Below are 6274 nucleotides of genomic sequence, written 5' to 3'. Positions count from 1 at the left end.
CTATCGCTATGACCCATTTGGGCGGCGCATCAGCAAAACCGTGGACGGCACAACCACGGAGTTTTTCTGGCAAGGCGACAGGCTGATTGCCGAACACCACGCAGATCGCCACCGCAACTATCTCTACGAACCCGATAGTTTTAGGCCACTCGCCCTGCTGGAAGGATTCGGCCCAAAAGATACCAAGCCCTACCACTACCAACTCGACCACCTCGGCACGCCGCAGGAACTCACCGACCCCGACGGCGAAATCGTCTGGTCCGCACATTACCGCGCCTACGGCCAGATCAGCCGACTCGACAAAGGCACAATCGACAACCCGCTACGTTTCCAGGGTCAGTACTTTGATCAGGAAAGCGGGCTGCACTACAACCGCCATCGCTACTACAATCCGGATATTGGGTGTTACCTGACGCCTGATCCGGTGAAGCTGGCGGGTGGGATCAACGCCTATCAGTACGTGCCCAATCCGACGGGGTGGGTGGATCCGTTAGGGTTAAGCTGTAAGATTGGAAATTGCCCGGATTCAAAAAACGATTTAACAAAAAAAGCACCTCCTGGAGTATTAACTACTCACGAGAAGGCTGGAGGACACCTGATTGAAAAACATGTCGGTCGAACAGACGAACAGTTAGCGGCAAGATTTGAATCAGAACCGCACATCCCAGCCTCATCTACCTTCAAAACTCTAGAAGAGGCTGAGGCTATAGTGTCCAAAAGCTTGACTGCACACCAGCAAGAAATAACTACATTTTTAAGTGGAAACAAGGAAAAACTCCTAATTAAAGGCAGCTCAAGTCAACCCGTAGGGGTAAGCATCCTAAATGGAGCAAAAAAATCCGTACCTGTTTATAAGTTCCTATTAGTCATAAAACGAGCTCCTAAAATGCCAGATGGCTATCTATTGCTAACAGGATACCCAGAAAAATGAATGAACCATTAACAGAGCTACAACAATTTTTTGGTGCTTACTTTAATCAGGATTGGGCGGAAGATCATTCATCGGCCGATGATGTCATCGATACATTTCTACTGGACTCGCCTAGAGAAATAATCATGACAGTAAAACAGGAAATTTTAGAGCTGATAAATTCGTATACCAATGAGCCAGATCTTCAAGAAAATTTACTGCATATACAGCATTGCTATTACTACTATCCATACCAATGGGCCTCAGGCCCGTTATGGCTAAATCACATAGTTCGAAAGTTTGATGAATATCTACAAAAAAACCAATACTCAACTTAAAAAGCAGCCGTATAACGATCTTTGCTATTGATATTTTGGCCTGCTGCGCAGTCCACGCAGGGCAAGCCTGCTCACCACAAGGAATGAAGGCTCAGCCAAATTGAATAGGTGAGCCTCCCAGCCTGATCAGCGTTTACTCAGTTCCATAATCATCCGACTCAGCAAGTAGATCCGCGGTGCAACACTCTCCACCTCCGCATACTCCTGCGGCGTATGAATATTCCCCCCTACAATCCCAAACCCATCCAACGTCGGCGTCCCCACCCCGGCGGACAAACTGGCATCCGCCGCCCCGCCGCTGCCTTCAATGGTCAACTTTTTACCCAACTCCCCATAGATCCCCTGAGCAATCGCCACCAGCTTGTCCGACACCGGCGTCTGCGGCATGGGCGGCAGGCCGCGTTTGAGGGTGGTGGTCACTTCGGTTTCCGGGATCAGCTTGTTGGCGGAGACCCGCACCAGGTCCTTCTCGATCCGGTCGAACTCTTCCGGCAATGCCGCGCGTACGTCGGCCTTGGCGGTGGCTTGGTCGGGGATGACGTTGGTGCGGTCGCCCGCCTTGATGACGGTGAAGTTGATGGTGGTTTTCTTCTCTTCATCACCCAGCTTGCCCAACTGCAGGATCTGATGCGCGGCTTCCATGGCGGCGTTGCGCCCCAGCTCCGGGGCCACGCCGGCGTGGGCAGCTTTGCCTTTGACTTCGACCACGGCGGTGGCACTGCCTTTGCGCCACACCACCAGGCCGTCGGCTGGGCGGCCGGGTTCCAGGTTCAGCGTGACGTCGTGGGCCTTGGCGGTGTTGCGGATCAGTTCAGAGGCGATGTCGGAACCGGTTTCTTCGCTGGCATCGAGCAGGAAGGTAATCTGTGCATAGTCCTTGAAGCCCTGGTTTTTCAGGACTTTGAGTGCGTAGATACCGGCGACGATGCCGCCCTTGTCATCCATCACCCCGGGACCATAGGCGCGGCCGTCCTTGATGTGAAACGGCCGTTCGGCCGCCGAGCCTTCCTTGAACACGGTGTCCATGTGGGCCATCAGCAGGATTTTGGCCTTGCCGTTGCCCTTGAGGGTGGCGATCACATGGCTGCTGTTGGCGGCGGCATCCGGCACCCGTTCAATGGTGAAGCCCAGCTGTTTGAGTTCATCGACGGCGATGTCACTCACCTGGGTCAGGCCTGGCCCGTAGCCGGAACCCGAATCGATATTCACCAGGCGCTCCAGCAGTTTCAGGGCCGGGGCCTTGTACTGTTCGGCGTCCGCCTGGATCTGCCGGTGGGGTTCGGCGCTGTAGGCCGGGAGTGCGAAGGACAAGGCCAGCGTGGCGGCCAGGAGAGTACGCGGGAAGGTGAAGGGCATGAACCGGTCCTTGTTTTTTGTTGGGGTGCCGCCTCACCCTACCCCACTAGACCGACCGCAACCAAGTGCCGTGCACCGAACTGACCCGGTTGCGCCCGCTGCTCTTGGCTTCATACAGCGCCAGGTCTGCGTCGTTGAGCCACGTGGTGGAATCGGCGTGCCCCGGTTGATACGGCGCCAGGCCGATACTCAAGCTGGCGCGCAATGAAGGGTCCTGGGCGTACGCCAACGCGTTGAAGCGATCGCGCAACGCATCCATCACTTCGGTTGCACGGTTGAGCGGCATGCCCGGCAGGATCACGCAGAATTCATCGCCGCCATAGCGCCCGGCCAGGTCAGTAGTGCGCAGGTTCTGGCGCAGCACTTTGCCGAGCTGGCGCAGCACGATGTCGCCGGTGACGTGGCCATAGGTGTCGTTGATAAGCTTGAAATGGTCGATGTCGATCAATGCAATCGCGGCCCCTTGCTGTTCGCGGCAGCAACGTTGGAACTCGATCTCCAGGTGGTCTTTCCACGCGCCATGGTTGAGCAGGCCGGTCAGGCTGTCGGTGCGACTCAGCGCCAGCAATTCGCGTTTGTGCCGGGCCAGGGTCACCGCCTGGCGGTAACAGATCCAACCCAGCGCCAGCGGGTACAGCATCAGAATCGGCAGGCAGGCATAGAGCTGGACCGGGGTGGTCGTGGCGATAAAGGCCGGCGTGAATATCAACAGCGACGTGCCGATGCCCAGCGCCTGAGCCGCCCACCCCGCCAGCATGAAGCGCGGACCGCCGATGGCGACGTTGTTCATGGTCATCATCGACAGGGTCGTCACACCGGGCAGCGGGTTGAAATGCATGGCCGCGACCCAGAAACCGCCGCAAAACGAATCGAACAGCAAATTGCGCCGCTCACTGCGCAGCGTATGGGTAGCACGCAACGAGCGCTGAAAGGCCACGACCGGCCAGACAAATGCATTGATCACCATCCAGGCCCACACCCATGGCGCCGGATCCAGCGGATACATGCCAAACACTACGCACACAAAACCGAGCGTCAGCCCTAAGGTGCGGGATTTATACAAACGGGTAGCGAGCGGAAATCCTTTTCCTCCGACGGCAGGCATGGAGGGCTGTAATCCTGGATGAATGCCCGGAGTCTATCAGGGCGCCAGCAATTCGCCACTACTGCTCATTCCCCATCCAAACCATTCAGTGGGGAAAACCGCGGGCCAGCATCAACGCCACACCCAGCAACAGCACCGCAGTGATCCGCTGCAACAGCACACGGCGCCTGGGGTTTTCCAGCACGTGCTTGATGCGTTGGCCGAAGTAGCAATACAGGCAACCGCTGGCAAATTGCAGCACCAGGAAGGTCGCCCCGAGGATGGCGATATCCACCGCCGAACGTTGCTCCCCTGCCCCGGCGAACTGTGGGAATACAGCGCTGAACATGATGAGGGTCTTGGGGTTGGAGAATCCGGTCAGCAAACCCTTGCCGAACAAGCGGCGTGCGCCCTCTACTCCAGCGGCCTTATCCATGGCGACACCGCTGCTGGTCCATTGTTTGTAGGCCAGGTAAAGGATGTAGACCACGCCGATTATCTGGATGCTCTGGGTGATGGCGAGATTGCCCTTGATCAGTGCCGAAAAGCCCACGGCAAAGATCAGGATCGAAATCAGGTACGACACACTGGCGCCGAATTGGGCCGGCAGCGAACTGCGCAGGCCGTCCTTTAAGCCCAAGCTCAACAGCAGCAGGGTCATGGGGCCGGGGCTGAAGGTCATGGTGGCGCAAAACAGCAGGAAGTAGAGAAACGAAGAGAGCGTCAATGCGCTGGTCATGGCCTTGGACCCAGGGTGAGAAGGCCTGCAGTGTAGGCAAGCGCCGTTGCACAAGGCAGGTAAAGTCAGGCCTAATCCGGCCAAACTTCACCGGTAAAAGCACCGGCAAACACAAGGACAGTTTATGTTTGTATCCGCCATCGCGTTCGTGGACGGCACACCCAAGGTGCAGCAGATCGTCGAGGTGTTCAGCCAGCGCATCGAGAGCGGCGAATGGGCGCCCGGCAGCAAGTTGCCGTCGGTGCGGGAGTTGACCCAGACCCTGGGCGTCAGCAAGTTCACCCTCAACGAAGCCCTGGACCGCCTGCGCGGGCGCAACCTGCTCACCTCCAGGCAGGGCCGTGGCTACTTCGTGGCGATGGACAGCACGCGTCCGGTCTCGGTGGCGTGGGTCGACCTGCTGCCCCAGGACCTGCTCAGCGTGCTGCGTCGCCCGCTGGTCAACGCCGGCGGCGAGCTGCGCCCCGGCGGCGGCCACCTGCCGGAAGCCTGGCTGGACGCCGAGGGCATCCGCCAGGCCATGCGCAGCGTGGTGCGCACGCCGTCGTTGCGCATCGCCGGGCTGGGCACGCCCGCCGGGCTGCTGCCCTTGCGCCTGGCCCTGCAACAGAAGCTGCACGCCGACGGTTTGTCGGTCCCGGTGGAACAAATCATCACCACCCCCAACACCCTGCAGGGCCTGGACATGCTCATGCGCCTGCTCGCCAGGCCCGGCGACACGGTGCTGCTGGACGCACCGTGCTATTTCAACTTCCACGCCAACCTGGCGCTGCACGGCGTCAAGGTGGTGACCATCCAACGCCGCCCCGACGGTTTCGATTTCACCGCCCTCGAACAACTGCTGGCCGAACACCGTCCGAGCCTGTACCTGACCACCAGCGTGCTGCATAACCCGACCGGCCACTCCTTCAGCCCCAGCCAGGCGTTTCGCCTGTTGCAACTGACCCAGCAGTACCACTGCCATATCGTCGAGGACGATCTTTACGGCGACCTGCACCCCAACCCGCCGCCACGCCTGGCCACCCTCGCCGGGCTGGACCAGGTCACCTACCTGTCGGGTTTCTCGAAGATCCTCAGTGCCAACACCCGCGTCAGCTTCGCGGTGGCCGCGCCGCAACTGGCCGCCAACCTGACCAATATGAAGTTGATGAGCGGCGGCGTGACCTCGGAACTGTTCGAGCAGATCGTCTACCGCATGCTCAGCGAAGGCAGCTACGCCAAGCATCGCAAGCGCATGGTCCAACGCCTGATGGAAGCCGGCGGGCGCGTGGAGCAATGGCTGCGGCGCTGCGGGTGCGAGTTGCCGATGGCCTATGAGGGCGGGATGTTCATCTGGGCACGCCTGCCAGCGGGTGTGAACGGCGAATGGTTGGCCCAGGAAGCGTTGAAACGCAGCCTGGTCCTGGCGCCGGGCGCGCTCTTCGGCTACGACCCGGTCCATCGCGATTCGATGCGTTTCAACGTGGCCCACAGTGATGAGCCACGGGTGCAGCAGGTGTTTGAAGCGCTGTTACTCGAGGCCGTGGGCGGGTCCTGAACGACAGCGCGGTTCTGCTACCCCCTGCGACGTTCGATCCTTTCTTGTTCGTTGACCCATTCTGTTACACACCATATAGTGTGCCCACAAACAGAACAGACCACTACATAGTGTGCAGTATCGGTAATCGCCGACCACACTCTGCGCAGTATTTCAATGCCTGGCAGCCTGCAAATCAGATTTTTTTGGACGGGTTCACATGCCGTCAAAACAGAACAGAAGGGAGTATTTCAATGCTGAGTTGGGATGAAGTCGACAACGAGGACACCGGTGCAGCCGTGATCAAGGGCGCCAACGCCGGCCATGCCAG

The 6274-nt window shown here is 58.8% G+C and carries 6 protein-coding genes; 3 read left to right on the top strand and 3 right to left on the bottom strand.

What is annotated here, in order from left to right; translation table 11 throughout:
• Together V3W40_RS34490 and V3W40_RS34485 are read left to right on the top strand one after the other, a co-directional pair.
• Positions 1-931 (top strand): RHS repeat-associated core domain-containing protein (locus V3W40_RS34490; RefSeq protein ID WP_330216539.1); only part of this gene is annotated, 931 nt, incomplete at its 5' end.
• Complete coding sequence (locus V3W40_RS34485; protein ID WP_074846518.1) at positions 928-1248, top strand: contact-dependent growth inhibition system immunity protein; 321 nt, start codon at positions 928-930, stop codon at positions 1246-1248. The genes V3W40_RS34490 and V3W40_RS34485, both read left to right, overlap by 4 nt.
• A 126-nt stretch (positions 1249-1374) precedes the next feature.
• On the opposite strand, the gene V3W40_RS34480 is transcribed toward V3W40_RS34485, so the two are convergent.
• From V3W40_RS34480 to V3W40_RS34470, 3 genes are all read right to left on the bottom strand, one after another.
• A complete protein-coding gene (locus V3W40_RS34480) occupies positions 1375-2604 on the bottom strand; it encodes a M20/M25/M40 family metallo-hydrolase (protein ID WP_330216538.1) in 1230 nt (409 codons plus the stop codon).
• Positions 2605-2650: 46 nt separating this feature from the next.
• A complete protein-coding gene (locus tag V3W40_RS34475; protein WP_330216537.1) occupies positions 2651-3709 on the bottom strand; it encodes a diguanylate cyclase in 1059 nt (352 codons plus the stop codon).
• Positions 3710-3794: 85 nt separating this feature from the next.
• Entirely contained in the window at positions 3795-4427 is a 633-nt protein-coding gene (locus V3W40_RS34470; protein WP_065923925.1) for a LysE family translocator, read from the bottom strand.
• A gap of 124 nt (positions 4428-4551) precedes the next feature.
• Here V3W40_RS34470 and V3W40_RS34465 point away from each other — a divergent pair, with 124 nt between their 5' ends.
• Positions 4552-5964, top strand: a complete 1413-nt coding sequence (locus V3W40_RS34465) for an aminotransferase-like domain-containing protein (RefSeq protein WP_330216536.1) — start codon at positions 4552-4554, stop codon at positions 5962-5964.
• Positions 5965-6274: the final 310 nt, after the last annotated feature.

It is taken from the genome of Pseudomonas sp. AM8 (assembly GCF_036346475.1).
Lineage (GTDB): Bacteria > Pseudomonadota > Gammaproteobacteria > Pseudomonadales > Pseudomonadaceae > Aquipseudomonas > Aquipseudomonas marginalis.
This window is presented reverse-complemented; position numbering and strand designations above follow the sequence as displayed.